Origin of the sequence: Hymenobacter persicinus (assembly GCF_004167665.1) — a bacterium.
Lineage (GTDB): Bacteria > Bacteroidota > Bacteroidia > Cytophagales > Hymenobacteraceae > Hymenobacter > Hymenobacter persicinus.
In genome coordinates, this window is sequence record NZ_SEWE01000002.1 from 151,199 (window position 1) to 175,407 (window position 24,209).

33 protein-coding genes and 1 pseudogene are annotated in these 24,209 nt (G+C 56.0%); all 34 read right to left on the reverse strand.

The annotated features are described in order from the left end of the window. Positions 1-45: 45 nt before the first annotated feature. The 34 genes and pseudogenes from rpsD to rpoC all read right to left on the reverse strand — a co-directional run bounded on the left by rpsD (position 46) and on the right by rpoC (position 24,096). A complete protein-coding gene (gene rpsD, locus EWM57_RS01315; RefSeq protein ID WP_129919326.1) occupies positions 46-651 on the reverse strand; it encodes a 30S ribosomal protein S4 in 606 nt (201 codons plus the stop codon). 128 nt (positions 652-779) lie between these two features. After that, positions 780-1,172 (reverse strand): 30S ribosomal protein S11, encoded by a 393-nt coding sequence (gene rpsK / locus EWM57_RS01320; protein ID WP_129919327.1) that lies wholly within the window; start codon positions 1,170-1,172, stop codon positions 780-782. 85 nt (positions 1,173-1,257) lie between these two features. Continuing rightward, a complete protein-coding gene (gene rpsM, locus EWM57_RS01325) occupies positions 1,258-1,635 on the reverse strand; it encodes a 30S ribosomal protein S13 (protein ID WP_129919328.1) in 378 nt (125 codons plus the stop codon). 24 nt (positions 1,636-1,659) lie between these two features. Further along, a complete protein-coding gene (gene rpmJ / locus EWM57_RS01330; protein ID WP_046246595.1) occupies positions 1,660-1,776 on the reverse strand; it encodes a 50S ribosomal protein L36 in 117 nt (38 codons plus the stop codon). Positions 1,777-1,882: 106 nt separating this feature from the next. Further along, positions 1,883-2,101, reverse strand: coding sequence for a translation initiation factor IF-1 (gene infA / locus EWM57_RS01335; RefSeq protein WP_073107036.1), 219 nt, complete (start codon positions 2,099-2,101; stop codon positions 1,883-1,885). 4 nt (positions 2,102-2,105) lie between these two features. After that, complete coding sequence (gene map / locus EWM57_RS01340; RefSeq protein ID WP_129919329.1) at positions 2,106-2,876, reverse strand: type I methionyl aminopeptidase; 771 nt, start codon at positions 2,874-2,876, stop codon at positions 2,106-2,108. Positions 2,877-2,883: 7 nt separating this feature from the next. Then, positions 2,884-4,203: a preprotein translocase subunit SecY gene (gene secY, locus EWM57_RS01345; RefSeq protein ID WP_129919330.1), complete on the reverse strand. Its 1,320-nt coding sequence runs from the start codon at positions 4,201-4,203 to the stop codon at positions 2,884-2,886. Between the two features lie 12 nt (positions 4,204-4,215). Then, complete coding sequence (rplO, locus tag EWM57_RS01350) at positions 4,216-4,662, reverse strand: 50S ribosomal protein L15 (protein ID WP_129919331.1); 447 nt, start codon at positions 4,660-4,662, stop codon at positions 4,216-4,218. Positions 4,663-4,675: 13 nt separating this feature from the next. Next, the gene (gene rpmD, locus EWM57_RS01355) at positions 4,676-4,855 is read right to left on the reverse strand and encodes a 50S ribosomal protein L30 (protein ID WP_129919332.1); all 180 of its coding nucleotides are present in this window, start codon (positions 4,853-4,855) and stop codon (positions 4,676-4,678) included. 6 nt (positions 4,856-4,861) lie between these two features. Next, positions 4,862-5,461 carry a 30S ribosomal protein S5 gene (gene rpsE, locus EWM57_RS01360; RefSeq protein WP_242509945.1) on the reverse strand — a complete coding sequence of 200 codons (600 nt, stop codon included), beginning with the start codon at positions 5,459-5,461 and terminating at the stop codon, positions 4,862-4,864. A 6-nt stretch (positions 5,462-5,467) separates the two neighbouring features. Further along, positions 5,468-5,818, reverse strand: a complete 351-nt coding sequence (gene rplR / locus EWM57_RS01365) for a 50S ribosomal protein L18 (RefSeq protein ID WP_129919333.1) — start codon at positions 5,816-5,818, stop codon at positions 5,468-5,470. Positions 5,819-5,827: 9 nt separating this feature from the next. Then, positions 5,828-6,382 carry a 50S ribosomal protein L6 gene (gene rplF, locus EWM57_RS01370; protein WP_129919334.1) on the reverse strand — a complete coding sequence of 185 codons (555 nt, stop codon included), beginning with the start codon at positions 6,380-6,382 and terminating at the stop codon, positions 5,828-5,830. A gap of 18 nt (positions 6,383-6,400) precedes the next feature. Next, positions 6,401-6,799: a 30S ribosomal protein S8 gene (gene rpsH, locus EWM57_RS01375; protein ID WP_129919335.1), complete on the reverse strand. Its 399-nt coding sequence runs from the start codon at positions 6,797-6,799 to the stop codon at positions 6,401-6,403. Between the two features lie 190 nt (positions 6,800-6,989). Continuing rightward, entirely contained in the window at positions 6,990-7,259 is a 270-nt protein-coding gene (gene rpsN / locus EWM57_RS01380) for a 30S ribosomal protein S14 (protein ID WP_044016038.1), read from the reverse strand. Next, entirely contained in the window at positions 7,252-7,812 is a 561-nt protein-coding gene (rplE, locus tag EWM57_RS01385; protein WP_129919336.1) for a 50S ribosomal protein L5, read from the reverse strand. The genes rpsN and rplE overlap by 8 nt, the downstream gene beginning before the upstream one ends. A 27-nt stretch (positions 7,813-7,839) precedes the next feature. After that, a pseudogene (rplX, locus tag EWM57_RS01390) lies at positions 7,840-8,091 on the reverse strand (50S ribosomal protein L24); the annotation flags it as partial. Positions 8,092-8,094: 3 nt separating this feature from the next. Beyond that, on the reverse strand, positions 8,095-8,463 hold the full coding sequence (gene rplN / locus EWM57_RS01395) for a 50S ribosomal protein L14 (protein WP_073107059.1): 369 nt from the start codon (positions 8,461-8,463) through the stop codon (positions 8,095-8,097). A gap of 1 nt (position 8,464) precedes the next feature. Then, positions 8,465-8,758, reverse strand: a complete 294-nt coding sequence (gene rpsQ, locus EWM57_RS01400; RefSeq protein WP_129919338.1) for a 30S ribosomal protein S17 — start codon at positions 8,756-8,758, stop codon at positions 8,465-8,467. Positions 8,759-8,760: 2 nt separating this feature from the next. Next, positions 8,761-8,973: a 50S ribosomal protein L29 gene (gene rpmC, locus EWM57_RS01405; RefSeq protein WP_073107065.1), complete on the reverse strand. Its 213-nt coding sequence runs from the start codon at positions 8,971-8,973 to the stop codon at positions 8,761-8,763. Position 8,974: 1 nt separating this feature from the next. Beyond that, complete coding sequence (gene rplP, locus EWM57_RS01410) at positions 8,975-9,400, reverse strand: 50S ribosomal protein L16 (RefSeq protein WP_129919339.1); 426 nt, start codon at positions 9,398-9,400, stop codon at positions 8,975-8,977. Between the two features lie 37 nt (positions 9,401-9,437). Continuing rightward, entirely contained in the window at positions 9,438-10,292 is an 855-nt protein-coding gene (rpsC, locus tag EWM57_RS01415) for a 30S ribosomal protein S3 (protein ID WP_129919340.1), read from the reverse strand. 5 nt (positions 10,293-10,297) lie between these two features. Then, positions 10,298-10,777 (reverse strand): 50S ribosomal protein L22, encoded by a 480-nt coding sequence (gene rplV, locus EWM57_RS01420; RefSeq protein WP_129919341.1) that lies wholly within the window; start codon positions 10,775-10,777, stop codon positions 10,298-10,300. A 1-nt stretch (position 10,778) separates the two neighbouring features. Continuing rightward, entirely contained in the window at positions 10,779-11,057 is a 279-nt protein-coding gene (gene rpsS, locus EWM57_RS01425; RefSeq protein ID WP_129919342.1) for a 30S ribosomal protein S19, read from the reverse strand. A gap of 3 nt (positions 11,058-11,060) precedes the next feature. Beyond that, entirely contained in the window at positions 11,061-11,888 is an 828-nt protein-coding gene (rplB, locus tag EWM57_RS01430; protein WP_129919343.1) for a 50S ribosomal protein L2, read from the reverse strand. A gap of 36 nt (positions 11,889-11,924) precedes the next feature. Continuing rightward, positions 11,925-12,212 carry a 50S ribosomal protein L23 gene (gene rplW, locus EWM57_RS01435; RefSeq protein ID WP_129919344.1) on the reverse strand — a complete coding sequence of 96 codons (288 nt, stop codon included), beginning with the start codon at positions 12,210-12,212 and terminating at the stop codon, positions 11,925-11,927. Beyond that, positions 12,212-12,850 (reverse strand): 50S ribosomal protein L4, encoded by a 639-nt coding sequence (gene rplD, locus EWM57_RS01440; protein WP_129919345.1) that lies wholly within the window; start codon positions 12,848-12,850, stop codon positions 12,212-12,214. Before rplD ends, rplW begins: the two co-directional genes overlap by 1 nt. A 9-nt stretch (positions 12,851-12,859) precedes the next feature. Next, complete coding sequence (rplC, locus tag EWM57_RS01445) at positions 12,860-13,480, reverse strand: 50S ribosomal protein L3 (protein WP_129919346.1); 621 nt, start codon at positions 13,478-13,480, stop codon at positions 12,860-12,862. Between the two features lie 285 nt (positions 13,481-13,765). Then, positions 13,766-15,046, reverse strand: coding sequence for an O-antigen ligase family protein (locus EWM57_RS01450; RefSeq protein WP_129919347.1), 1,281 nt, complete (start codon positions 15,044-15,046; stop codon positions 13,766-13,768). A gap of 106 nt (positions 15,047-15,152) precedes the next feature. Then, entirely contained in the window at positions 15,153-15,458 is a 306-nt protein-coding gene (gene rpsJ, locus EWM57_RS01455; RefSeq protein ID WP_073107090.1) for a 30S ribosomal protein S10, read from the reverse strand. 21 nt (positions 15,459-15,479) lie between these two features. Further along, a complete protein-coding gene (gene fusA, locus EWM57_RS01460) occupies positions 15,480-17,624 on the reverse strand; it encodes an elongation factor G (RefSeq protein WP_129919348.1) in 2,145 nt (714 codons plus the stop codon). A gap of 102 nt (positions 17,625-17,726) precedes the next feature. Next, the gene (gene rpsG, locus EWM57_RS01465) at positions 17,727-18,194 is read right to left on the reverse strand and encodes a 30S ribosomal protein S7 (RefSeq protein ID WP_073107096.1); all 468 of its coding nucleotides are present in this window, start codon (positions 18,192-18,194) and stop codon (positions 17,727-17,729) included. Between the two features lie 85 nt (positions 18,195-18,279). After that, positions 18,280-18,708, reverse strand: a complete 429-nt coding sequence (gene rpsL, locus EWM57_RS01470) for a 30S ribosomal protein S12 (RefSeq protein ID WP_129919349.1) — start codon at positions 18,706-18,708, stop codon at positions 18,280-18,282. 224 nt (positions 18,709-18,932) lie between these two features. After that, positions 18,933-19,256, reverse strand: coding sequence for a DUF3467 domain-containing protein (locus EWM57_RS01475; RefSeq protein ID WP_129919350.1), 324 nt, complete (start codon positions 19,254-19,256; stop codon positions 18,933-18,935). Positions 19,257-19,743: 487 nt separating this feature from the next. Beyond that, a complete protein-coding gene (rpoC, locus tag EWM57_RS01480; RefSeq protein ID WP_129919351.1) occupies positions 19,744-24,096 on the reverse strand; it encodes a DNA-directed RNA polymerase subunit beta' in 4,353 nt (1,450 codons plus the stop codon). Positions 24,097-24,209 lie beyond the last annotated feature (113 nt).

Sequence of the window (24,209 nt, forward strand, 5' to 3'; positions counted from 1 at the left end):
GAAAAACGAAGTAAAAGGGCCCGGCCGCAGCCGGAACCCTATTTGTTACTTCGAGTAAAGCTCGACGATCAGCTGCTCCGTGATTTTCTCGGGGATCAGCTCGCGGGCAGGGGCGTTCAGGAACTTACCTACCAGCTCCTTGCCGTCCCACTCCAGCCACGAGAAAGCGCGGGAGTTGCGGGCCGACAGGCTCGTCGTAATAGCTTCCAGGGACTTCGACTTCTCGCGAACGGCCACGATGTCGCCGGCGCGGAGCTTGTACGAAGCAATGTTTACCACTTCACCGTTGACGGTGATGTGACGGTGCAGCACGAGCTGACGGGCAGCGCGGCGCGTTGGGGCGATGCCCAGACGGTACACCGTGTTGTCGAGGCGCGACTCGAGCAGGCCGAGCAGGTTTTCACCCGTGATGCCTGGCAGCGCAGCAGCTTTGTGGAAAAGGTTCTCAAACTGCTTTTCCAAGATGCCGTACATGTACTTCACCTTCTGCTTCTCCATCAGCTGCACCGCGTATTCCGACTGCTTCTTGCGACGGCCACGGCCGTGCTGGCCTGGAGGATAATTCTTTTTGTTGAGCGCTGTGCTCGGGCCGAAGATCGGCTCTGCGAAGCGACGAGCAATCTTGGACTTGGGACCGGTATAACGTGCCATTTCGGGGATGTTGAGTTTTGGAGGGGTTGAACCACGCGTGTCGGGCTTCTCAGACGCAGCTTACACTGGGTAAGGGCATCAGAAACCCGACACGGGCGGCCCGCTCTGCAGCGGACCAGTTCAGTATATCAGACGCGACGACGCTTAGGTGGACGGCAGCCGTTGTGCGGCAGCGGAGTCACGTCGCGGATGGTAGTTACCTCAATGCCCACATTCTGGAGCGTACGGATGGCCGACTCGCGGCCAGCACCCGGACCCTTCACGAACACTTCGGCTTTGCGCAGACCCAGGTCGTGGGCTACTTTGGCGCAATCCGTGGCAGCCATCTGGGCGGCGTAGGGAGTGTTCTTTTTGGAGCCTTTGAATCCCATCTTACCAGCCGAGGCCCAGGAGATAACCTGGCCGTTGTTGTTGGTGATGGAGATGATGATGTTGTTGAAGGAAGCCTTGATGTGGATCTGGCCTACGGATTCAACAACGACAACGCGCTTCTTGGCTTTGTCTTTTCTTTTTTGTGCCATTTGGTTATCGCAAAAAACTGCGGAAGGTGTTGAAGCCCGTCCCGGTGATAGATTCACCCGGGCAGGCTTCGATTCCCGCTACAATTTATTTAGTAGCTTTTTTCTTGTTCGCAACGGTCTTCCGCTTGCCCTTGCGGGTACGGGAGTTGTTCTTGGTGCGCTGCCCACGAACTGGTAGACCCTTCCGGTGACGCAAGCCGCGGTAGCAGCCAATGTCCATCAGACGCTTGATGTTCAGCTGCACTTCCGAGCGCAGCACACCTTCGGTCTTGATTTCGGCAGCAATGATGCTACGGATTTCACCGGCTTCTGCTTCCGTCCAGTCCTTCACTTTCTTGTTCAGATCGATGCCGGCCTGGTTCAAGATGCGTTGTGCGGATGGACGGCCGATGCCGAAAATGTACGTCAGCGAGATTTCGCCGCGCTTGTTGTCTGGGATGTCTACCCCTGCAATACGAGCCATGTGCTTTTTTAAAAAGTCTGGTGCTTAACCCTGACGCTGCTTGAAGCGGGGGTTCTTTTTGTTGATGACGTAGAGTTTGCCGTTGCGGCGAACCAGCTTACAGTCAACGCTGCGCTTTTTGACCGAGGTTTTAACTTTCATGTGAGTAGGGAACTTAGAAACTTAGGGGCTTGGGGTCTTGGATTCAGAGCTGAAGCCGGATGGATTAGCAGACTAACCCGTTGAAACTCCAGGCACCTAAGACCCTTTATTTGTAACGGTAGACAATGCGGCCCTTCGACAGGTCGTAAGGCGACATTTCCAGCTTCACCTTATCTCCCGGCAGGATCTTGATGTAGTGCATCCGCATTTTACCGGAAATGTGCGCCACCAACGTGTGCCCGTTTTCCAGTTCCACGCGAAACATTGCGTTGGAAAGTGCTTCGAGAATTACTCCGTCCTGCTCAATGGAGGATTGTTTGGCCATAAGGCTACTGTAAGGCTTTTTCTATGTAGTCGAAGGAGGTCAGAATTTCCGCCTTGTCTTTTCTAATCACAACAGTGTGCTCAAAGTGAGCGGAAGGCTTGCGGTCCTTAGTGCGGATTGTCCATCCGTCCTTTTCCTGCACCACGCTTTTCGTGCCCAGGTTCACCATGGGTTCAATAGCAATGACCAAGCCTTCCTGGAGCTTAACTCCCGCGCCACGCTTACCGTAATTCGGTACGTCCGGGCCTTCGTGGAGCTTCTTGCCCAATCCGTGCCCGACCAGTTCCCGAACCACACCGTAACCCCGTTTTTCAACGTAGTTCTGCACGGCGTAGCCGATGTCGCCGATGCGGTTGCCGACTACGGCCTGCTCGATACCGAGGTACAAAGACTGCTTGGTGTCTTCCAGTAATTTGAGCACCTCTGGTGCCACCTCCCCGATTGGGTAGGTGTAGGCGCTATCCGAATGATAGCCGTTGAGATATACGCCGCAGTCAACTGAAACAATGTCCCCACTCTTCAGCGGCTCATCGTTCGGAAAACCGTGCACCACCACCGAGTTGGGCGAGATGCAGAGGCTGTATTCAAAACCGTTATATCCCTTGAAGGATGGTTGTCCGCCGTGGTCCCGGATGAACTCCTCCGCGCGACGGTCGAGCTGCCGCGTGGTGACTCCCTCCTTGATCATGCCCGCAACCTCTCCGTGGGCTTGAGCCAACACTTTCGCGCTGGCCCGGATGAGTTCTATTTCTTCTTCAGTCTTGAGAACAATCATGACTGAACTAAGAGGCCATGGCTACGTCCTGGGTCGAACGGCCGCGGAGCTTACCGGTTTTCATCATGCCGTCGTAATGACGCATCAGCAGGTAGCTTTCCACCTGGTTGAGCGTATCTAGTACCACACCGACCATGATGATCAGCGAAGTACCACCGTAGAAGGCGGAGAACGGACGTGTCACGCCAGCCAACAGTGCGAAGGCCGGGAAGATGGCAATCAGCGCCAGAGCAATAGCACCGGGCAGCGTGATACGGGTCAGAATCTCGTCCATGTGCTCCGAGGTGTCGCGGCCGGGTTTCACACCGGGTACGAAACCGCCACTGCGCTTCAGGTCGTCCGCAATCTGGTTGGGGTTGACGCTGATGGCCGTGTAGAAGTAGGTGAAGACAATGATCAGCGTGGCAAATACCACGTTGTACTGCCACGAGGTGTAGTCGGAGAACTTCTGACCGATAAAGCTGGCCGTTTCGCTGTCAGCCTGCCACACCGAGGCGAGGATGGCTGGAACGAACATCAGCGACTGCGCGAAGATGATTGGCATAACGCCGGCCGCATTCACTTTAAGTGGGATAAACTGGCGCTGGGCGTTGAGCTGGGTTGTACCGCCGACTTGCTTGGCATACTGCACCGGAATCCGGCGCACAGCCTGCGTCAGCACGATAACGCCCATCACGACCAGGAACAGCACCACAGCTTCGATCAAGAAGATCAGCGAGCCACGCATGCCTTTGGCCAGTGCTTCCCCAACAATAGCGCCGGGAAGGCGAGAAACGATACCGATCATGATGATCATCGAGATACCGTTGCCGATACCTTTGTCGGTAATCTTCTCCCCCAGCCACATGCAAAACAGCGTGCCGGCCGTAATGATCATCATCGTAGAGATGGTGAAGAACGTACCGGGGTTCACGATGGCTTCCGAATTGATGGTGGCAATGAAGCCAACCGACTGCGCCATCACGATAGGAATGGTCAGGATGCGGGTGTACTGGTTGATTTTCTTGCGCCCCGATTCACCTTCCTTCTGGAGCTTCTGAAAGTAAGGCACGGCAATGGTGAGCAGCTGCAGTACAATCGACGCCGAGATATAGGGCATGATGCCCAGGGCGAAGATCGAAGCGTGGCTGAATGCCCCACCGAGCAGCGTGTCCAGAATGCCGAAGAGGCCTTCCGCACCTTGCTTCAGCCGGGTCGCGTCGACGCCGGGCAAAACCACGTAGGAACCCAGCCGATAGATGGCAATGAAAAAAAGCGTATTGAAGATCCGCGTACGCAGATCTTCAATCGCAAAAATGTTCTTTATCGTGGTGATAAACTTGTTCATTGCCAAACAGGCTTAGAGCGTCACTGCTTTACCACCGGCTTTCTCGATGGCTTCAACAGCCGATTTCGAGAAGGCGTGGGCATGTACTTCCAGAGCCTGGGTGATTTCACCACGGCCCAGAACTTTGATTTTGGCATTCTTGGAAGCCAAACCGCTAGCCACGAAGAAAGCAGCGTCCATGGTGGTAGCACCATGCTGCTCGTTCAGGCCTTGCAGTACGTCCAGGTTAACACCCTTGTACTCGACGCGGTTGATGTTCTTGAAACCGAACTTCGGAACGCGACGCTGCAGGGGCATCTGGCCACCTTCGAAGCCAGACTTCTTGGAGTAGCCCGAACGCGACTTTTGACCTTTGTGACCACGCGTCGAAGTGCCGCCGCGGCCGGAACCCGTACCGCGACCCAAGCGCTTGTTATTGCGCGTAGATCCTTCGGCGGGCGAGAGATTGCTGAGATTCATATCGAGATGCGTCCTAGAGTTCTGTTACTTCTACCAGGTGCTGTACTGCCGCTACCATCCCAGCAATCTGCGGGTTGAGTTCTTTTTCGGAAGTGCTGCCCATTTTGCCGAGGCCCAACGCCTTGACGGTACGCTTTTGACGCTCTGGGCGGTCAATCACGCTTTTTACGAGTTTGATTTGGATCTGCGCCATCTCTACTTAGCCGTTAAAAACTTGGGCGAGGGTGATGCCACGAGCCTGAGCAATTTGCATCGGGTCGCGCATTTTGAGGAGAGCATCGAACGTAGCCTTAACTACGTTGTGGGGGTTCGACGAGCCTTTCGACTTGGCCAAAACGTCCTTGATGCCGGCGCTTTCGAATACGGCACGCATAGCACCACCAGCAATTACGCCGGTACCAGCTGCTGCGGGCTGCACGAGTACGAAACCACCCGAATATTTGCCTTCCATCACGTGGGGAACGGTGTGCTTATACAGCGGCACCTTCACCAGGTTCTTTTTAGCATCGTCAATGCCTTTGGCAATGGCGTCGGTTACTTCGTTGGCTTTGCCCAGGCCGTAGCCTACGGTGCCGTTGCCGTCACCTACTACCACGATGGCCGAGAAGCTGAAGCGACGACCGCCTTTCACTACTTTGGCTACGCGGTTGATGGCAACCACTTTCTCTTTCAGATCAGAATCGCCGGTGCGAGACTGCTCGTTGTTGTTACCACGACGGTCGTTGTTGCCAGCGCCGCGACGGTCGTTGCCGCCGCGCTCATTGCCACCACCACGGGGATTGTTGTTGAATTCTGCCATGATGCCTTAGAAATTGAGGCCGCCTTCGCGGGCTCCTTCTGCCAATGATTTGATGCGGCCGTGGTAGAGGTAACCGGAGCGGTCAAATACCACTTTCGAAAGTCCTTTTCCTGTAGCACGGGCAGCAAGTTCTTTGCCGACTGCGGCAGCGAGGGCGACTCCGTTGCCCCCTTCCACCGAAACGTGCTTCGAGGAAGCAGACGCCAGCGTGTTGCCGGTCGTGTCGTCAATAATCTGGGCGTAGATACCCGTATTGCTGCGAAACACCGACAGACGAGGGCGCTCGGACGTGCCAGCCACCTTAGTGCGGATGATGCGCTGGATCCGTTTTCTTCTAGTTGCTTTATCGAAAGCCATGATGCGAAATTATTTCGAAGCCGTTTTACCAGCCTTACGACGAATTTGCTCGCCCACAAAGCGGACGCCTTTGCCTTTGTAAGGCTCGACTTTGCGCAGGGAACGAATCTTAGCCGAAACCTGGCCCAGCAACTGCTTGTCGATGCTGTTCAAGGTAACGATTGGGTTTTTACCTTTCTCGGTCAGAGCGGTAGCCGTTACTTCCTTCGGCAGGGCCAGGAAGATGTTGTGCGAGTAACCCAGCGACAATTCCAGCGTAGTACCGGCCATTGCAGCTTTGTAACCTACACCTACCAGCTCCAGCTTGTGCTCGAAGCCTTCGCTTACACCCACAATCATGTTGTTGAGCAGCGCGCGGTACAGGCCGTGCATCGCCTTATGGCGCTTCTGCTCGGTCGGACGGGCTACTACCAACTGACCGTCGGCGTTGCTGAGGGTGATGTCGCGGTCCACGGGGGTAGACAGGGTGCCTTTCGGACCTTTCACCGTTACCGTGTTATCGTTGCTTACTTCAACCTGCACGCCTGCGGGCAGATTGATCGGGAGTTTACCAATGCGTGACATAGTCTGGTCTTTTCTCGATTAGTAAACGTAGCACAATACTTCGCCGCCAACGTTCTGGGCTTTGGCTTCCTTCTCCGTCATTACGCCCTTCGACGTCGACATGATAGCAATGCCCAGGCCGCTGAGTACGCGGGGAAGGTTTTCTACGTGAGCGTAGGTACGCAGACCAGGCGAGCTGATACGCTCCAACTTGGTGATGGCCGAAGCCTTCGTGGTTGGGTTGTACTTCAGCGCGATTTTGATCGTGCCCTGCACCGCGGAATCATCAAAACGATAGGACTGGATATAGCCCTTGTGGTAAAGCACTTTCGTGATTTCCTTTTTGATGTTGCTGGCCGGAATTTCTACTACCCGGTGGTTTGCCTTGATGGCATTGCGTACCCGGGTCAGGTAGTCGGCAATTGGATCTGTATTCATTCGGTTTAGAAGAGCACTCGTTTTTACGGAGCGCAAAGATAAGAAAATTTCGCCCCCGCGGAAAGCGGCAGCGAAATTTTCGGTGAAGACTTCTTGGCTCGACTTACTGAGGCTCGGCCAATGGTTTCTCTCGGCAACCTGCCAAGTGGTGTTGTCTGATAGCGTTGCTACGTAGACAACGCAAGCTGTTCTACCAGCTCGACTTCGTGACGCCGGGGATTTTGCCCGCCAGCGCCATTTCGCGGAAGCGTACGCGGCTGATGCCGAACTTACGCATGTAACCACGAGGACGACCGTCGATCATATCCCGGTTGTGAAGACGTACGGGCGAAGCATCCTTGGGAAGCTTGTCCAGACCTTCGTAGTCGCCGGCAGCTTTCAAAGCTTTGCGCTTCTCAGCATAGCGGGCTACCGTAGCGATGCGCTTGCGCGCTCTTGCTTTTGCGGATTCCTTAGCCATTGTTTTCTTTCTTGGCGTTAGCGAACGGCATTCCGAAAGCTTTGAGGAGCTCGTAGCTCTGCTCGTCGTTTTCGGCCGTCGTTACGAAGGTAATGTCCATACCCGAAATCGACTTGATTTTGTCGATCGAAATTTCGGGGAAGATGATTTGCTCCTTGATGCCCAGGGTATAGTTACCACGGCCATCGAAGCCTTTATCGTTGATGCCTTTGAAGTCACGCACGCGGGGCAGCGCTACCGTCAGCAGACGGTCCATGAATTCGTACATCTGCTCACCACGCAGCGTGACGCGGGCGCCAATTGGCATGCCCTCGCGCAGCTTGAAGTTCGATACCGAACGCTTGGCGATGGTGGCAACAGCGCGCTGACCGGTGATGGTCGTGAGCTCGTCAACACCGTTATCAACCAGCTTCTTGTCGGCTACAGCCGCCCCGATACCCCGGTTGATGCAGATTTTGGTGATGCGCGGTACCTGCATGATGCTCTTGAACTGGAATTTCTCCTGGAGCGCGGGTACTACGTCTTTCTTATAGATTTCTTTGAGTCGAGCCATTGTCGTAGCGGATTAGGCGTTAGTCGAATCAACGGCCTTCACGTTGCTGACGTGGATGCCAGCCTCGATCTTGGTGATACCCCCTTGCGGGTTCTTAGCACTGGGTTTGTTGTGCTTGGTCACCAGGTTCAGGCCTTCCACGATGACGCGCTGGGTCGTACGGTTCACCGATTTGATGACACCGGTCTTGCCGCGCTCGTCGCCGGCAATCACCTTCACGGTGTCACCGGTCTTGACGTGCAGTTTAACGGGCTTCTGGGCTTTCGATTTCGTTGCCATTGCTTAGAGAACTTCAGGAGCCAGCGAAACGATCTTCATGAACTGACGCTCGCGCAGTTCGCGGGCTACTGGACCGAAGATGCGGGTACCGCGGGGCTCGTCGTTATTGTTGAGCAGAACAGCGGCGTTGTCGTCGAAGCGGATGTACGAACCGTCTTTGCGGCGTACTTCCTTCTTCGTGCGAACTACCACGGCCTTCGATACAGTGCCTTTCTTGGCGTTGCCCGAAGGAATAGCCGACTTGATCGAAACCACGATCTTGTCGCCTACGCTGGCGTATTTCTTGCCCGTGCCACCGAGGACACGGATGCAGAGAACTTCTTTGGCGCCGCTGTTATCAGCGACGGTCAGACGGGATTCTTGCTGTATCATCTTACTTGGCGCGTTCTACGATTTCTACCAGTCTCCAGCGCTTGCTCTTGCTCAGCGGACGGGTCGACATGATGCGAACCGTATCGCCTTCGCCGCATTCGTTGTTCTCGTCGTGGGCCATGAACTTGGTCGACTTGGTAACGAACTTGCCGTAGATCGGGTGTTTCATTTTGCTTTCCACCATCACCGTGATAGACTTGTCCATTTTGGAGCTCGTCACCCGGCCGATGATTTCTTTGCGCAGGTTCCGCTCTTCCGAGGCGGCCGTTGCTTTGGTTTCTTCGTTGGTTGCCATCGTTAGTTAGCAGTTTGGTTAGCCTGCTCGTTTTCGCGACGGGTCAACTCGGTCTTCAGACGAGCAACGTTCTTGCGGCTATGCTTCAGGCGAATCGGATTCTCCAGCGGGGAAATGGCGTGCGCGAAGCGCAGGGCCTGACCGCTGGTCTGTTCGGTCTTAACTTGGGCTTTCAGCTCCTCGAGCGAAAGACCTTTGATTTCGGATTGCTTCATCTTACTTGCTCTCTTCGTAATCGCGACGAACAACAAACTTGGTCTTCACGGGTAGCTTCTGAGCAGCGAGACGCAGCGACTCCTGAGCTACTTCCAGCGGAACGCCGTCCGACTCGAACATGATGGTGCCGGGTTTCACGCAGGCTACCCAATATTCTGGGCTACCCTTACCCTTACCCATCCGTACTTCGGCTGGCTTCTTGGTGATTGGCTTATCTGGGAAAATGCGGATCCACACTTGACCTTCACGCTTCATAGCGCGGGTCATGGCGATACGGGCAGCTTCGATCTGGCGGGCCGTAATCCAGGCAACCTCCAGCGACTTGATGGCGAACGAACCGAAGTCGATGGTGGAGCCCTTGTAGGCGAGGCCAGTCACGCGACCCTTCTGCATCTTCCGATACTTGGTTCTTTTCGGCTGTAACATGAGTTATCGAAAAAAAGGATTCGAGAAGAGAGAAAAGTTAGCGACGGGGTGCACCTGCACCACCACCGCGGTTCTGGCCACCAGCACCTGGGCCACGGCCCCGGTCACCGCCACGCTCACCACCACGGTCGTTGCCGCCCCGGTCGTTACGACGCGGGCCACGGTCACCACCACGGTCGCCACGCTCACCGCGTGGGCCACGGTCGTTGCCGCCGCGGGTGTCGTTGCCTTGGTTAGCCGGTACTTGGTTTGGCGACAGGTCGGGCTTGCCGAACACCTCGCCACGCATGATCCACACCTTGATGCCGATCTTGCCATATACCGTCTGAGCTTCCGACAGAGCGTAGTCGATGTCAGCACGCAGGGTGTGCAGCGGAGTGCGGCCCTCTTTGTACTGCTCGGAGCGGGCAATTTCAGCGCCACCCAGACGACCACCACACTGAATCTTGATGCCTTCAGCACCTACGCGCATGGCGGCCTGAATCGACATCTTCATGGCGCGACGGAAGGAGATACGAGCCTGGAGCTGCTGAGCAATGCTCTCGCCTACCAATTTCGCGTCCAGTTCAGGGCGCTTGATTTCGAAGATGTTGATCTGAACGTCCTTGCTGGTGATCTGCTTCAGCTCGTCTTTGATCTTATCTACCTCGGCGCCGCCTTTACCGATAACCACGCCCGGACGAGCGGTATTAATGGTGATGGTGATGCGCTTCAGCGTACGCTCGATTACGATGCGGCTAATGCCACCTTTCGGAATCCGAGCCATGATGTATTTGCGGATTTTTTCGTCCTCAACCAGCTTGTCGGCAAAGTCCTTGCCGCCGTACCAGTTCGAGTCCCATCCTTTGATGACGCCCAGGCGGAAGCCAACCGGATTTACTTTCTGTCCCATAGTGCTTATGCGGTGGCTTCTGCCTTCGTTTCAGTTGATTTCTTAGCCGAGCTGCGACGAGTCTTGGGCTTAGCGTCAGCCGTGGCGGCGGTATCTTTGGTCTCAGCAGCCTGTTGAGCAGCAGCTTTGCTACCCAAGGGTTCTACTTTCGAATCAATGACCAGCGTCACGTGGTTGCTGCGCTTGCGGATGCGGTGACCACGACCCTGAGGGGCGGGACGCAGGCGCTTCAGCTGGCGGCCTTCGTCGACGAAAATCTCCTTGATGTAGAGATTAGCATCTTCGATACGCTCGTCTTCGTTTTTCTGCTGCCAGTTGGCCAGAGCCGACAGGAGCAGTTTTTCGATCCGCTCAGCACCCGAGTTGGCTTCGAATTTCAGCAAGCCCAGGGCGCGGGTCACTTTCTGACCGCGAACCATGTTGGCTACCAACCGCATCTTGCGCGGGGAGGTAGGCACGTTATTGAGTTTAGCTCTTGCTTCCATCTTAGCGCTTGCCTTTATCTTTCTTGGCTACGTGGCCGCGGAAGTTGCGGGTAGGAGCAAACTCACCGAGCTTGTGACCTACCATGTTTTCCGTGACGAAAACCGGGATGAACTTATTACCGTTGTGAACCGCGAAAGTGTGCGTCACGAAATCCGGGGAAATCATGGAGCGGCGCGACCAGGTCTTGATAACGGCTTTCTTGCCGGAACCTTCCATTGCGGTTACTTTCTTCTCGAGCCGAAAGTCAATGTACGGCCCTTTTTTTAGTGAACGTGCCATTGATTATCTCTTGCCTTTACGGTTAACGATGAGCTGCTCGGAGTACTTGTTCTTGTTACGGGTCTTCTGGCCTTTCGAGAAGATACCGTTACGGCTGCGTGGGTGACCACCCGACGACTTGCCTTCACCACCACCCATGGGGTGATCCACTGGGTTCATGGCAACACCACGAACACGTGGGCGACGGCCCATCCAACGGTTACGACCGGCTTTGCCGAGACGAACGTTCATGTGGTCGCCGTTCGAAACGGTACCAACCGTAGCCATGCAGGTCACCAGGACCATGCGCATCTCGCCGGAAGGCAGTTTCAGAGTGGCGTACTTGTCTTCGCGGGCGACGAGCTGAGCGTAGGTGCCAGCCGAGCGAGCCATGGCTGCACCATTACCGGGCATCAGCTCGATGTTGTGCAGGATGGTACCCAGGGGGATTTCACGCAGCGTCAGCGCGTTGCCAACTTCGGGAGCAACACCGGGACCCGATACGATAACCGTGTCTACGGCCAGACCGGCGGGCGCGATGATGTAGCGCTTTTCGCCGTCGGCGTAGTGCAGCAGCGCGATGCGCGCCGTGCGGTTTGGATCGTACTCAATCGTCTTCACCGTGGCTGGAACCCCAGCTTTGTCACGCTTGAAGTCGATGACCCGATACTTTTGCTTGTGACCACCGCCGATGTAGCGGTTGGTCATTTTACCCGCGTTGTTGCGGCCACCGGATTTTTCCATGGGTGCCAACAGCGACTTCTCCGGCTTCGACGTCGTAATCTCGTCGAAGGCCGGGGCGATGCGGAAGCGCTGACCCGGTGATGTTGGTCTTAGTTTTTTGAGTGCCATTTTATTTTAAAATGCGCGTTGCGTCGGTTGCCCGACTTAGATACCGCTATAGAAGTCGATTACGTCGCCTTCTTTCACAGTTACAATAGCCTTTTTCCCGTGAGGACGACGACCCGAAACGGAGCCGCCCTTGGTGAATTTCGACTTCAATTTGCCGTTGGTGCGGATCGTGCTAATGCCCGTTACCGTCACGCCGTACAGCGCCTCGATTTCCTTTTTGATCTGAACCTTGTTGGCCGTGCGCTCTACTTCGAAAGCGTACTGACCTTTTTCGTTCAGGGCGGTGGCCTTTTCGGTCACGATGGGTTTCTTCAGCGTGCTCATTACTCAGCGGTAGTATAGAGTTGTTCCAAAGATTTCAACCCGTCTTCCGACAGCAGCAGCGTGTCCGTGTTGAGCAGGTCGTGCGTATTCAGGGCAACGGGCGTAGCCACGGTTACTTTCTGAATGTTACGAGCCGACAGCACCACGTTCTTGTCGATTTCGCCGGTCACGAGCAGGGTTTTCTTGCCGTTGTTCAGCTTCAGACCCGACAGGATCGAGAGGAAATCTTTCGTTTTAGGAGCGCTCAGCGAGATGTTCTCTACCAGAGCAATTTTGCCATCCTGGGCCAGTACCGACAGAGCGGACAGACGAGCCAGGCGCTTGGTCTTTTTGTTGAGCTTGAAGCCGTAGTCGCGGGGCTCGGGGCCGAATACGCGGCCACCACCGATGAACACGGGCGACTTCATGCTGCCGGCACGGGCACCGCCCGTACCTTTTTGTTTCTTGAGCTTCTTCGTGGTGCCGTGCACCTCGTTGCGCTGCTTCGACTTGTGCGTGCCCTGGCGCTGGTTGGCCAAGTACTGCTTCACGTCGAGGTACATCACGTGCTCATTCGGCTCGAGGCCGAAGATGGCGTCAGACAGGGTAACCTTGCGGCCGGTGTCTTCGCCTTTGATGCTATATACTGCGAGTTCCATCGTAATCGTCTATTTCTCGAGTACCACGTAAGAATTCTTGGCACCGGGAATCGAACCGCTCACTAGGATGAGGTTCTTGTCGGCTACCACGCGCATTACCTTCAGGTTCTGCACTTTTACACGGTCACCGCCCATGCGGCCGGCCATGCGCATTCCTTTGAATACGCGCGAAGGCCAGGAGCAAGCACCGATCGAACCGGGGTGACGCAGACGGTTGTGCTGACCGTGGGTCTGCCCGCCGACACCAGCGAAGTTGTAGCGCTTTACTACGCCCTGGAAGCCTTTACCTTTCGAGGTGCCTACTACGTCCACGAACTCGCCTTCAGCGAAGAGGCTCGCGTCGATGGTGGCGCCTGCAGCGTAGGTAGACTCCGCGTCGAGGCGGAATTCAACCAGCTTTTTCTTGGGAGTGGTACCGGCTTTAGCGAAGTGACCAGCCAGAGCTTTGGTCGTGTTCTTCACTTTTTTCTCGCCGTAGCCAACCTGAACGGCGGTGTACCCGTCGTTGGCGACTGTCTTAACCTGCGTCACTACGCACGGACCCGCCTCGATGAGCGTGCAGGGAATGTTTTTCCCGTCCGGAGTGAAGAGGCTTGTCATACCGATTTTTTTACCGATGATGCCAGGCATTCTGTTAGATTTTATGAAAGACGCAAAAAGAAAACGCCCAAATGACGTTTTCGGAATTGGAGTGCAAAGCTAGGAAATTGTAGGACAAAAATCTAACGGCCCTCTGAAATATTTTCAGGGTCACGCAGTTGGCTCTTTTTGGCAGCTATTTCCTGGCCATCAGCCCTTTCACTACGGCTCCAGTATTTCCGGCGCGCAAAAGTGGAACGGCGGCCAAGTCACGGCTGGCGTGTTGCCGACGGTCCGGCTCCTGCAAAGTGCAAAACTGTAGTGTTCTACTCCGGGCTAAGCCGGGCGCCACTCCTGCTCCGGCTGCTCCGGCTTCAGCAGGGCATTGATGGTCAGCAGCAGGAAGAACAACGAGAAGGTGAGGCCGATTTGGGTCTCGAGGGTGTACTCTACCAGAAAGGAAAGCGTGACCAGGGTGTACTGGGCCACGAGCAGGGGCGTGAACCGCGGGGCAGCCCACAGCGCCGGGTAGAAAAAGCAGATGGTAAAGAGCAGCGTACCTAGAAAGCCGAATGCCACTAGGTCGTAGATAAACTGGTTGTGGGGCAGCAGGTACGACTCCTTATCAATCCCGGGGTAATTCTTCCGGAACTGCTGGGCCATTTCGTCCTTCATGTCGGCTTTGCTTACCCCGACGAGCGGATGCTGCTTGATAATTTCCCAGGCCGCTTTATAGGAGTACACGCGGGCTACGAGCGAATAGGTGTTGGCCGCCTTGGTGTCATCGACCTTGCCCAAGTCCTCCTTGGTATTGGTGAACTTGTTGCGAAACGTGGGGAATAGCTGGTAGCTGACCATAGGCAGCACCAGCAGGATGCCGGCCAAGTATATGGCTTGCCGGTACTGTTTGGTACGCAGCACCAGCCACACGAACAGCACCCCTCCTACCGCATAGAAGGTAACCAAGCCGCTGCGTACGGCCAGCATGTGCTGGAACAAAGCCAGTAGCACTGCGGTAGCCAGCAAAAGTCGGTGCTGCCCGGACGGGTTGTTACCCCACGACAACAGCACCACCGCCGCGCCCACCGCCAACGTCACCATTAGGCTGAAGCGGATATGGTCGGGTTCCGTGGGCATGATCTTCGAATGCAGATACATTTCGTTGACCTCTTCCAGGTGCAGCAGATAGTACCCGGTGCTCACCAATGCTGCTGCTACCACGCACCCAATGAAGAGCAGCCACAGGTTTTGCAGTTGTCGGGCGGGCAGCGCCGGTAGCAGCCAAAACGCCAGCGGCAGCAGCAGCAGCGGCAATTGCAGCACTACGTCGCGCCAGTAGTCGGGCAAGTTAGGCGGCTTCACATTCAGGCCGCTCAGCACGTGGATTAGGTAGATGACGATGAAAGCCCCAAACACCGGCCAGTGCTTCCGGTTAGCCACCCGCTTGTGCACAACCGAGTACGTGAGAGCCGTCACGCTAAGCCCAACAATACCGATGCTGGGCAGAATCCGAATGTAGTTGGCTACGAACAGGCCCGCAATAATCAGGGCACAGAATGCCGTGGCCGCATAATGCAGCCGAGCAAGAGTGAAGGTAGAAGCCAGAGTGGACGCCATTCAGAGGGAAATGAAAGCGCTAAGTTGGGAAGGATAGTTAAAAAAACACCCCACCGGCTTTGAAACCAGTGGGGTGTTTATCCTAATTAACGGGTGAAATCGGTCCTCAGACTTTGATTTCTACGTCAACGCCGCTGGGCAGTTCCAGCTTCATCAGGGCATCTACCGTCTTTGACGAAGTCGAGTAGATGTCTACGAGGCGCTTGTAGGTGCAGAGCTGGAATTGCTCCCGGGCTTTCTTGTTCACGTGGGGCGAACGGAGCACGGTGAATTTTTCCTTGACGGTCGGCAAGGGAATTGGGCCGCTTACGATAGCGCCCGTAGCCTTCACCGCCTTCACAATCTTCTCCGACGATTTGTCCACCAGGTTGTGGTCGTAGGATTTGAGTTTGATGCGAATTTTCTGATTCATGTGATTTTGAGTGAAAGCGGATTAGCGGATGGCGTTGCCCTTTTGCTTAGCGATGATTGCTTCAGCCAAGTTCTGCGGCACCTGATCGTAGTGCGAGAACGTGAGCGACGCCGAAGCGCGACCCGACGAAATCGTACGCAGCGTGGTTACGTAGCCAAACAGCTCCGACAGCGGAACGTCAGCCTTGATAACGTTGGCACCACCTTTCGTGTCCATACCCTTCATGATACCGCGGCGACGGTTCAGGTCACCGGTTACCGAACCCGTGTACTCGTCGGGCGAAACCACTTCAACGGCCATGATAGGCTCGAGCAGCTTCGGACCGGCTTTCTTGCCAGCTTCGCGGAAGCCACCACGAGCTGCGAGTTCGAACGACAGGGCGTCCGAGTCAACGTCGTGGTAGGAACCGAAGAACAGACGCACGCGCATGCCTTCGATGGGGAAGCCTGCCAGCGGGCCGTTCTTCATTGCTTCTTCGAAGCCTTTCTGAACGGGAGCAATGAATTCGCGAGGAATTACACCGCCGGTGATGGCATTCACGAACTCCAGACCTGGTTTCTCCGGATCGGTTTCTTTCGGGCCCAGTTCGAACTGGATATCACCGAATTTACCCCGACCACCGGTTTGCTTCTTGTAGGTCTCGCGGTGTTCAACCGTTTTGGTCAGGACCTCTTTATAAGCTACCTGAGGAGCACCCTGGTTGATTTCTACCTTGAACTCCCGACGCATCCGGTCGATGATGATTTCAAGGTGGAGCTCACCCATGCCTTTGAGTACGGTCTGGCCCGTTTCGGGGTCCGTCTGTACCACCAGCGTGGGGTCTTCTTCCACGAGCTTGGCAATGGCCATACCCATTTTATCAACGTCGGCCTGAGTTTTAGGCTCAATGGCGTAGCCGATTACGGGCTCAGGGAAGCTCATCGACTCCAGTACCACGCGCGACTTCTCGTCGGTCAGCGTGTCACCGGTTTTGATGTCCTTGAAGCCAACGCCGGCAGCAATGTCACCGGCCTGGATCTTGTCGATTGGGTTCTGCTTGTTGGAGTGCATCTGCATCAGACGCGAGATACGCTCCTTCTTGTTCGTGCGGTTGTTGTGCACGTACGAACCAGCGTCCAGTACACCGCTGTAGCAGCGGAAGAAGCACAGACGACCTACGAAGGGGTCGGTAGCAATCTTGAAGGCCAGGGCGGTGAAGGGCTCCGAGTTGTCGGGGTGACGCTCAATTTCCTCGCCCGTGTCGGGGTTGGTACCGATGATGGGCGGCATGTCGAGCGGCGACGGCAGGTACGCCATTACACCGTCCAGCATGGACTGCACACCTTTGTTTTTGAACGCCGAACCGCACATTACGGGCGAGAACTTCATGTCGATAACCGCTTTGCGGATAACGACCATCATTTCGTCGCGGGTGATGGAGTCGGGGTTGTCGAAGAATTTCTCCAGCAGGGCGTCGTCATACTCGGCAACGCTTTCTACCAGCTTCTGGCGCCACTCGGCCACCGTGTCCACCAGATCCTCGGGAACCGGGATTTCGTGGTACGATTTGCCTTGGGTAGCGTCGTCCCATACGATGGCCTTACCCGTCAGCAGATCGACTACACCCTTAAAGGTGTCTTCGGCGCCGATTGGAATCTGCAGCGGTACGGGGTTAGCCCCCAACTTATCTTTAATCTCAGCTACTGCCTTGAAGAAGTCAGCACCGGCACGGTCCATCTTGTTGACGAAGCAGATGCGGGGCACCTTGTACTTGTCAGCCTGACGCCATACGGTTTCCGACTGGGGCTCCACGCCCGAAACGGCGCAGAACAGAGCAACGGCACCATCGAGTACGCGCAGCGAACGTTCTACTTCTACCGTGAAGTCAACGTGGCCGGGGGTATCAATGAGGTTGATCTTGTACTGCTTGGTCTCTGGGGTTGGGTCGCCCTGTGCGTCGGTAGGGTAGTTCCAGAAAGTGGTCGTAGCAGCCGAAGTGATGGTGATACCACGCTCCTGCTCCTGCTCCATCCAGTCCATCGTGGCGGCACCTTCGTGCACGTCCCCGATTTTGTGGGTTTTACCGGTATAGTAGAGAATGCGCTCCGACGTGGTAGTTTTACCAGCATCGATGTGCGCCATAATCCCGATATTCCGGAGGTATTGCAGTTCTTTATTAACAGCCATGTCTATTTGAATGAGTGAATGTGTGATTAGCGTTTGAGCAACTGTCGAGCTAGGGCCTTAACCAAAACCCGGGGCTACTCATTCACTGAAGCACTCATTTAGTTAGAAGCGGAAGTGCGAGAAGGCCTTGTTGGCCTCAGCCATGCGGTGGGTGTCGTCCTTCTTCTTAACCGAAGCACCTTCACCTTTAGCGGCAGCAATGATTTCGCCAGCCAGCTTGTCCTTCATGGTTTTCTCCCCACGACGACGAGCGTACTGAATCATCCACTTGGCACCAACCGAAATACGACGGTCGGGACGAACTTCGATCGGCACCTGGAAGGTAGCACCACCTACGCGGCGGCTCTTCACTTCTACGGTTGGCATCACGTTGTTCAGAGCCTTGCGCCACATTTCCAGGCCGTTTTCTTTCGTGCGCTGCTCTACGATTTCGCAGGCGTCGTAGAAAATGCCGTAGGCAAGGTTTTTCTTTCCGTCATACATCATGTAGTTGACGAAACGGGTTACCAGCGTCTCCTTGAACTTGGGGTCGGGCAGGAGGATGCGCTTCTTTGGTTTTGACTTTCTCATGAGTTCAGATGTGAGCAGGATGCCGGGAGCCGCGGGATAAGAACCATGTGCTATCCAACGCGGGGCCCGACTCCACTCGTATCAATTACTTTTTCTTGCCGGGAGCTGGTTTGCCGCCTTTGCCCGTAGCAGCCACTTGGCCTGGCTTCGGACGCTTGGCACCATACTTCGAACGACGCTGGGTACGGCCGTTTACACCGGCGGTGTCCAGAGCGCCACGGATGATGTGGTAACGAACACCGGGCAAATCTTTTACCCGGCCACCACGGATCAGCACGATGCTGTGCTCCTGCAGGTTGTGACCTTCACCCGGGATGTAGGCGTTAACCTCTTTGCCGTTGGTGAGACGCACACGAGCCACTTTGCGCATGGCCGAGTTCGGCTTCTTAGGCGTGGTGGTGTACACACGGGTGCATACGCCACGGCGCTGCGGGCACGAGTCAAGGGCCGGCGACTTCGACTTCGTCGTCAGCTTCTCGCGGCCTTTTCGTACTAACTGGTTAATGGTAGGCATTTACGGAATGGTTTGTCAAGGAGGGTTCTCTCCCAAAAAATTAGGCTTGCAAAGGTATAGAAGTCCCGCCGAAATAGCAAACGAGTTGAAATAGTTTGTTTTAGCCAACCCCGGGGGCGCCCGAATGCCGCCGGCTACACCGACCACTACCCGCTCCCGATAACGCAAAAGGCCCCCGACGCGAAGTCGGAGGCCTTTTCTTAAGCGGGGCTGCTGCGGGGCGCTTACGCCTCCCCCATCGTGCCGCCGAAGTTCATCGGGTAGCTCGGCGAGTCGGGCTGCTGCTTGATGGTGCCAAAGCTCTGCTCAAACCGCTCGATATTGTCGGACAGCGCCGAGAGCAGGCGCTTGGCGTGCTCGGGCGTGACGACAATGCGGGCCTTGACCTTGGCCTTGGGCAGGCCCGGCATCAGGCGGATAAAGTCGATGACGAACTCGCTGCTGCTGTGCGCAATCATGGCCAGGTTGGCGTACTCGCCCTCGGCAATTTCTTCCGACAGCTCAATGTTGATGGCGTTCGGGTCAGTTTTTGGGTCGTTGGGTTCCATTCAGTGAAAGTTGGGTTAACAACTGCTTTTTATTTGCGGTCCATGTAAAACAGTAGTGTCTTCATTGCTTTATAGCTTACTATCAGAGCTAGCGGCACCAAAAGTGGTAGCAGTATTATTCCTAATCCGCCCAGAAAAATTCCTGGCAATAGAATCGCATAGCCAAACGCACTGGGCTCATCCGTTACGATTGATAAGGCTCCGAATATGCAACAAATTGCCCATACCCCTGGCAGTAATAAGAAGAGCAGTATTACAACCTGCAGTGTTTTGTGAGCTGTACGAGCTATTGCAGTTTGCCCCCACCTATCGATGCGCTCGATAAAGTTGAACAGTAGACTCAACCCTTTCAGGAAATACAGAAAGGCATTCCACCATCGGTTTTCAGGTCCTTTCATAGCATTTACGCAAACACTCTCTATCGACTGCAAAGAAAAAGCCGACCGGGTTCCCCCAGTCGGCTTTTTCATTACAAGCTCACGGCTGATTACTCGGCCGAGACTTCGCGCTTGCTGGCTCGCGGGGCCCGCTTCGGACCCGTTTCCGGGGCCTCGGCTTTGGCGGCCTGCTGCGCTTCGAGTTCCTCTTTCGAGCCGACCACCTGCCGCGTGTATTCGCGCAGACCGGTACCGGCCGGGATGAGGTGCCCGACGATTACGTTTTCCTTCAGGCCCAGCAGTTCGTCGGCCTTGCCACGGATGGCAGCTTCCGACAGAACCTTGGTCGTCTCCTGGAACGAAGCGGCCGAGATAAACGACTGGGTGCCGAGCGAGGCCTGGGTGATACCCTGCAGGGTCGGACGCGAGACCGAAGGCTGAGCGTCGCGCACCTGCACGAGGCGCAGGTCACGGCGTTTCAGGCTGCTGTTCTCGTCGCGGAGCTTGCGGGCACTCACGATCTGGCCGGGCTTGAGCACGGTCGAGTCGCCGGCGTCCGTTACCACCTTCATGTCGATGATGGTATCGTTTTCCTCCATGAAGATAATCTTGTCGATTACCTGATGCTCCAGGAACGTCGTGTCGCCGGCATCGAGGATAACCACTTTCTGCATCATCTGGCGAACTACCACCTCGATGTGCTTGTCGTTGATTTTTACCCCTTGCAAGCGGTATACTTCCTGAATCTCATTCACGAGGTACTCCTGCACGGCGCCCGGACCCTGAATGCTCAGGATGTCGGAAGGCGTGATGGCACCGTCGGACAGCGGCATACCGGCCCGGATGAAGTCGTTGTCCTGCACCAGAATGTGCTTCGACAGCGGCACCATGTACTTCTTCTTCACGCCGTCTTTCGACTCGACGAAGATTTCACGGTTACCACGCTTCACGGTACCATAGGTTACCACACCGTCGATTTCCGACACAACGGCCGGATTCGAGGGGTTCCGGGCTTCGAAAAGCTCCGTAACGCGGGGCAGACCGCCGGTGATGTCGCGGGTTTTGCCCACGGCCCGAGGAATCTTGGCCAGAATCTGACCAGCCTTGATTTTCTCGTTGTTCTCGACGCTGATGTGCGAGCCCACGGGAATGCTATAGGCGCGCTGACCTTCCTCGATGTCCTTTTTGCCGGCCTTCACAATGATGGACGGGTTCTGGGCTTTGTCGCGCGATTCGATAATCACCTTCTCGCGGTGACCCGTCTGCTCATCCGACTCCTCACGGTAGGTCACGCCTTCCGTAATGGCATCGTAGACAACGGTACCATCAAACTCGGCCAAAATAACGGCGTTGTAGGGGTCCCAGTTGTTGAGCTCTTGGCCTTTCTCCACTTCCTGACCTTCGTCAACGAGCAGAAACGATCCGTACGGTACGTGGTTCGAGATAAACACCTTGCCGGTGCCTTTCTCCACGATACGAATTTCGCCCGAGCGACCCATTACCACTTTCACCTTCTCACCTTCGGCGTTCACGGAGTCCACGGTCCGAATGTCTTCGAACTCGACTACCCCGTTGAACTTGGCCTTGATGTTGGCTTCAACGGCAATGTTAGAGGCCGTACCACCTACGTGGAAGGTACGCAGCGTGAGCTGGGTACCGGGCTCCCCGATCGACTGAGCGGCAATAACACCAACGGCTTCGCCTTTCTGGACCATGCGGCCCGACGACAGGTTCCGGCCGTAGCACTTGGCGCAAATACCGCGCTTCGACTCGCAGGTCAGTACCGAGCGGATTTCCACCGACTCAATGCTGGTAGCATCCACGCGGCGGGTGATGTCCTCGGTGATTTCGTCGCCGGCAGTAAGGATAACCTCGTCCGTGAGCGGATCGATGATATCGTGTACGGCCACGCGGCCCAGGATACGCTCGGCCAGGGGCTCCACGATGTCCTCGTTGTCTTTCAGGGCGAAGGTTTCGATACCACGCAGCGTACCGCAGTCGGTTTCGTTTACAATCACGTCCTGCGACACGTCCACCAGACGACGGGTCAGGTAGCCGGCGTCAGCCGTCTTCAGAGCCGTATCGGCCAGGCCTTTCCGGGCACCGTGGGTCGAAATGAAGTACTCGATTACGTCCAGGCCTTCTTTGAAGTTGGACAGAATCGGGTTTTCGATAATCTCGCCTACCGAACCCTGGAGCGACTTCTGCGGCTTGGCCATCAGACCCCGCATACCGCCGAGCTGACGGATCTGCTCGCGCGAACCGCGGGCACCGGAGTGCATCATCATGTAAATCGAGTTGAAGCCCTGGTTCTCCTTTTCGAGGCGACCCATGAGGGTTTCAGTGATTTGGTTGTTGATGCGGGTCCAGATGTCGATAACCTGGTTGTAACGCTCGTTGTCGGTAATCAGACCCATCTGGTAGTTCTGAGTAACGGCCTTCACGTCGTTCTGCGCCTGCAGTACCAGCGCATCCTTCTCCTTCGGAATCTGGATGTCGCCCAGACCCATCGACAGACCACCTTTGTAGGCCGACTGGAAGCCCAGCGTCTTGATGTCGTCGAGGACCTGCGCAGTGCGGGCCATGCCGGTGCGCTTGAACACCATCGAAATGATCTGCTGGAGCTTCTTCTTAGTCAGCAGCTCATCTACGAAACCGACTTCGGTCGGCACGAGCTGGTTGAAGAGCACGCGGCCGGCTACGGTTTCGATGATTTTCGGCACCAGATTATCCTGCTCATCGCGGACCATCGTGCGCACCTTGATGTAGGCGTGCTTCGACAGAACTCCTTCGTTGATGGCAATAACGACTTCCTCGTCGGAATAGAACGTCATGTCCTCACCGTCGATTTTCTCGTTTTCGGTGCTGCGCTTGCCTTTAGTGACATAGTACAGACCCAGAACCATGTCCTGCGACGGTACAGCAATGGGTGCGCCGTTGGCCGGGTTCAGGATGTTGTGCGAGGCCAGCATGAGCATGGATGCTTCCAGGATAGCGGCCGGCCCGAGGGGCACGTGCACAGCCATCTGGTCACCGTCAAAGTCAGCGTTGAAGGCCGTACAAACCAGCGGGTGCAGCTGGATAGCCTTGCCCTCGATCAGACGGGGCTGGAACGCCTGGATACCCAAGCGGTGCAGGGTTGGAGCCCGGTTGAGCAGCACGGGGTGGCCTTTCAGCACGTTTTCCAGGATGTCCCATACCACGGCGTCCTTGCGGTCCACGATTTTCTTGGCCGACTTCACCGTCTTCACGATGCCGCGCTCGATGAGCTTGCGGATGATGAACGGCTTGAACAGCTCGGCCGCCATGTTCTTGGGCAGACCGCACTCGTGCAGCTTCAGCTCCGGGCCTACCACGATAACCGAACGACCGGAGTAGTCGACGCGCTTACCGAGCAGGTTCTGACGGAAGCGGCCCTGTTTGCCTTTCAGCATATCGGACAGCGACTTCAGGGCGCGGTTGCCTTCGGCGCGCACGGCGTTTACTTTCCGCGAGTTGTCGAACAGCGAATCCACGGCTTCCTGCAGCATGCGCTTCTCGTTGCGCAGAATCACCTCGGGCGCCTTGATTTCAATCAGGCGCTTGAGGCGGTTGTTGCGGATGATGACGCGGCGGTACAGGTCGTTCAAGTCCGAGGTAGCGAAACGGCCACCGTCGAGCGGAACGAGGGGGCGCAGTTCCGGCGGAATCACGGGCACCATGCGGATTACCATCCACTCGGGCTTGTTTTCCACGCGGGTGGCGGCGTCACGGAAAGCTTCCACCACGCGCAGGCGCTTCAACGCCTCAGCCTTACGCTGCTGCGAGGTTTCGTGGGCGGCCGAGTCGCGCAGGCTGTACGAAAGCTCATCGAGGTTGATGCGCTCCAGCAGCATGTACAAGGCATCGGCACCCATGCGGGCGATGAACTTGTTGGGGTCCTCGTTGGGCAGCATCTGGTTCTCCCGGGGGAGCTTGTCGATGATGTCGAGGTATTCGTCTTCGGTCAGGAAGTCGAGCTGCTGCACGCCTTCTTCGGCGAGGGCGCCCGGCTGCACAACGACGTACCGCTCGTAATAGATAATCTGGTCGAGCTTCTTAGTGGGCAGGCCCAGCAGGTAGCCGATTTTATTGGGCAGGGACTTAAAGTACCAGATGTGCGCTACGGGCACCACCAGTTCGATGTGGCCCATCCGCTCGCGGCGTACTTTCTTCTCGGTCACCTCCACGCCGCACCGGTCGCAGATGATGCCTTTGTAGCGAATCCGCTTGTATTTGCCGCAGTGGCATTCCCAGTCCTTCACGGGACCGAAAATCCGCTCGCAGAACAAGCCGCCCATCTCGGGCTTGTACGTCCGGTAGTTGATCGTCTCGGGCTTCACTACTTCGCCGTTCGACCGCTCCAGGATGGATTCGGGCGAGGCCAGCGAGATGGTGACTTTCGAGAAGTCCTGCACCAGTTTTTTGTTTTTTGCAAACGCCATGTAGAAAGCTGTTAGCTGTTGGCTTTTTATGCTGTCCGTTAGATACGCCGGCCTTAAGGCTAGTCGGAAAGAACGTAACAGTTCGACTCTGCGAAAAGTGCTCTGCGGTTCGG

What these genes read in the sequence shown, in the direction of transcription:
- rplP (WP_129919339.1), bottom strand. Translation starts at nt 9,400, where the DNA reads ATGTTACAGCCGAAAAGAACCAAGTATCGGAAGATGCAGAAGGGTCGC.
- rplW (WP_129919344.1), bottom strand. Translation starts at nt 12,212, where the DNA reads ATGAGCACGCTGAAGAAACCCATCGTGACCGAAAAGGCCACCGCCCTG.
- rpsL (WP_129919349.1), bottom strand. Translation starts at nt 18,708, where the DNA reads ATGCCTACCATTAACCAGTTAGTACGAAAAGGCCGCGAGAAGCTGACG.
- rpmD (WP_129919332.1), bottom strand. Translation starts at nt 4,855, where the DNA reads ATGGCGCAGATCCAAATCAAACTCGTAAAAAGCGTGATTGACCGCCCA.
- rplF (WP_129919334.1), bottom strand. Translation starts at nt 6,382, where the DNA reads ATGTCACGCATTGGTAAACTCCCGATCAATCTGCCCGCAGGCGTGCAG.
- rpsC (WP_129919340.1), bottom strand. Translation starts at nt 10,292, where the DNA reads ATGGGACAGAAAGTAAATCCGGTTGGCTTCCGCCTGGGCGTCATCAAA.
- rpsQ (WP_129919338.1), bottom strand. Translation starts at nt 8,758, where the DNA reads ATGGCAACCAACGAAGAAACCAAAGCAACGGCCGCCTCGGAAGAGCGG.
- rplV (WP_129919341.1), bottom strand. Translation starts at nt 10,777, where the DNA reads ATGGAAGCAAGAGCTAAACTCAATAACGTGCCTACCTCCCCGCGCAAG.
- rplN (WP_073107059.1), bottom strand. Translation starts at nt 8,463, where the DNA reads ATGATACAGCAAGAATCCCGTCTGACCGTCGCTGATAACAGCGGCGCC.
- rpsH (WP_129919335.1), bottom strand. Translation starts at nt 6,799, where the DNA reads ATGAATACAGATCCAATTGCCGACTACCTGACCCGGGTACGCAATGCC.
- rpsJ (WP_073107090.1), bottom strand. Translation starts at nt 15,458, where the DNA reads ATGAATCAGAAAATTCGCATCAAACTCAAATCCTACGACCACAACCTG.
- secY (WP_129919330.1), bottom strand. Translation starts at nt 4,203, where the DNA reads ATGAACAAGTTTATCACCACGATAAAGAACATTTTTGCGATTGAAGAT.
- EWM57_RS01450 (WP_129919347.1), bottom strand. Translation starts at nt 15,046, where the DNA reads ATGGCGTCCACTCTGGCTTCTACCTTCACTCTTGCTCGGCTGCATTAT.
- fusA (WP_129919348.1), bottom strand. Translation starts at nt 17,624, where the DNA reads ATGGCTGTTAATAAAGAACTGCAATACCTCCGGAATATCGGGATTATG.
- rpmJ (WP_046246595.1), bottom strand. Translation starts at nt 1,776, where the DNA reads ATGAAAGTTAAAACCTCGGTCAAAAAGCGCAGCGTTGACTGTAAGCTG.
- rpsE (WP_242509945.1), bottom strand. Translation starts at nt 5,461, where the DNA reads ATGGCAGAATTCAACAACAATCCCCGTGGTGGTGGCAATGAGCGCGGC.
- rpsM (WP_129919328.1), bottom strand. Translation starts at nt 1,635, where the DNA reads ATGGCTCGTATTGCAGGGGTAGACATCCCAGACAACAAGCGCGGCGAA.
- rplB (WP_129919343.1), bottom strand. Translation starts at nt 11,888, where the DNA reads ATGGCACTCAAAAAACTAAGACCAACATCACCGGGTCAGCGCTTCCGC.
- rplC (WP_129919346.1), bottom strand. Translation starts at nt 13,480, where the DNA reads ATGCCTGGCATCATCGGTAAAAAAATCGGTATGACAAGCCTCTTCACT.
- rpsN (WP_044016038.1), bottom strand. Translation starts at nt 7,259, where the DNA reads ATGGCTAAGGAATCCGCAAAAGCAAGAGCGCGCAAGCGCATCGCTACG.
- infA (WP_073107036.1), bottom strand. Translation starts at nt 2,101, where the DNA reads ATGGCCAAACAATCCTCCATTGAGCAGGACGGAGTAATTCTCGAAGCA.
- rplR (WP_129919333.1), bottom strand. Translation starts at nt 5,818, where the DNA reads ATGGCTTTCGATAAAGCAACTAGAAGAAAACGGATCCAGCGCATCATC.
- rpsG (WP_073107096.1), bottom strand. Translation starts at nt 18,194, where the DNA reads ATGAGAAAGTCAAAACCAAAGAAGCGCATCCTCCTGCCCGACCCCAAG.
- rpsD (WP_129919326.1), bottom strand. Translation starts at nt 651, where the DNA reads ATGGCACGTTATACCGGTCCCAAGTCCAAGATTGCTCGTCGCTTCGCA.
- map (WP_129919329.1), bottom strand. Translation starts at nt 2,876, where the DNA reads ATGATTGTTCTCAAGACTGAAGAAGAAATAGAACTCATCCGGGCCAGC.
- rpsS (WP_129919342.1), bottom strand. Translation starts at nt 11,057, where the DNA reads ATGGCACGTTCACTAAAAAAAGGGCCGTACATTGACTTTCGGCTCGAG.
- EWM57_RS01475 (WP_129919350.1), bottom strand. Translation starts at nt 19,256, where the DNA reads ATGGAACCCAACGACCCAAAAACTGACCCGAACGCCATCAACATTGAG.
- rplO (WP_129919331.1), bottom strand. Translation starts at nt 4,662, where the DNA reads ATGAATCTCAGCAATCTCTCGCCCGCCGAAGGATCTACGCGCAATAAC.
- rpmC (WP_073107065.1), bottom strand. Translation starts at nt 8,973, where the DNA reads ATGAAGCAATCCGAAATCAAAGGTCTTTCGCTCGAGGAGCTGAAAGCC.
- rplD (WP_129919345.1), bottom strand. Translation starts at nt 12,850, where the DNA reads ATGGAACTCGCAGTATATAGCATCAAAGGCGAAGACACCGGCCGCAAG.
- rpoC (WP_129919351.1), bottom strand. Translation starts at nt 24,096, where the DNA reads ATGGCGTTTGCAAAAAACAAAAAACTGGTGCAGGACTTCTCGAAAGTC.
- rpsK (WP_129919327.1), bottom strand. Translation starts at nt 1,172, where the DNA reads ATGGCACAAAAAAGAAAAGACAAAGCCAAGAAGCGCGTTGTCGTTGTT.
- rplE (WP_129919336.1), bottom strand. Translation starts at nt 7,812, where the DNA reads ATGGCTCGACTCAAAGAAATCTATAAGAAAGACGTAGTACCCGCGCTC.